This window comes from bacterium, from assembly GCA_024228115.1.
GTDB lineage: Bacteria > Myxococcota_A > UBA9160 > UBA9160 > UBA6930.
Genome location: JAAETT010000235.1, coordinates 1 through 753 on the forward strand (window position 1 = coordinate 1; position 753 = coordinate 753).

The 753-nt window shown below is 49.1% G+C and carries 1 protein-coding gene; it reads right to left on the reverse strand.

What is annotated here, in order from left to right; genetic code table 11:
- Positions 1 to 12: 12 nt before the first annotated feature.
- On the reverse strand, positions 13 to 393 hold the full coding sequence (locus GY937_11125; GenBank protein ID MCP5057262.1) for a hypothetical protein: 381 nt from the start codon (positions 391 to 393) through the stop codon (positions 13 to 15).
- Positions 394 to 753 lie beyond the last annotated feature (360 nt).

Below are 753 nucleotides of genomic sequence, written 5' to 3' on the forward strand. Positions count from 1 at the left end.
CCACCAATTCGTCTACTCGGTATCGTAGCCCACGTCGTCGTCCACGTCCACATCATCATCCGACTCCGAATCCGAGTCGACGAATTGGTACCCGCTAGGGAACCCCTTCACTACCCACCCCTCTTGGTTTATCACCACCCGAACTATGTTTAGGGGTAGGGTGGGCATGGGGTAGGGGCGTAGACGATAACCTATTTCATAGTCGAAACGCAATTCGTAGTGTTGGAACCAGCGTCCGTCGTCGTCCTCCACCGCTCGCATGTTGCGTCCGTGGGCTATCGTTTCCCCCACCAAATTTTCCCAGCTCTCCACGTCGGGCCGGAAAATACCCTCGTAGTATTCTTCGCTCTGCACGTGGTTGGTCACCACGTAGTCCTGGGCTGTCTGAGACATTTGGTAGTGCACTTGATAATGCACTTGCCGACTGAATGTTAGGGCCATGGTCTAAAAAACAACCCCCGGTAAAAACCCCCTAGTATTCGAAAAACTCAGATTTTTTATAATAGCTAACTTACTTACCAAGGGGCACTCTGCTTCAAATCGTCAGGGCGGCGTATTCCAAAAAACCAAGGGGCACAGTAATCGTCAGGGCGGCGTATTCATAAAAGCGAAAGGGGCACTCCGAATGGCGAACAAATAGAACACTGGTCGACCTTAGTATATCAACTTGGGAAAAAAAATTATTCCTAATTTGTGCGCCGACTAAATTAATCTTTCGCGTTGAAACTGTCAAGCAAATGACCTTAACATCAA

Excerpts from the sequence above, each read along its gene's own strand:
- GY937_11125 (MCP5057262.1), bottom strand. The coding sequence starts at position 393 with ATGTCTCAGACAGCCCAGGACTACGTGGTGACCAACCACGTGCAGAGC.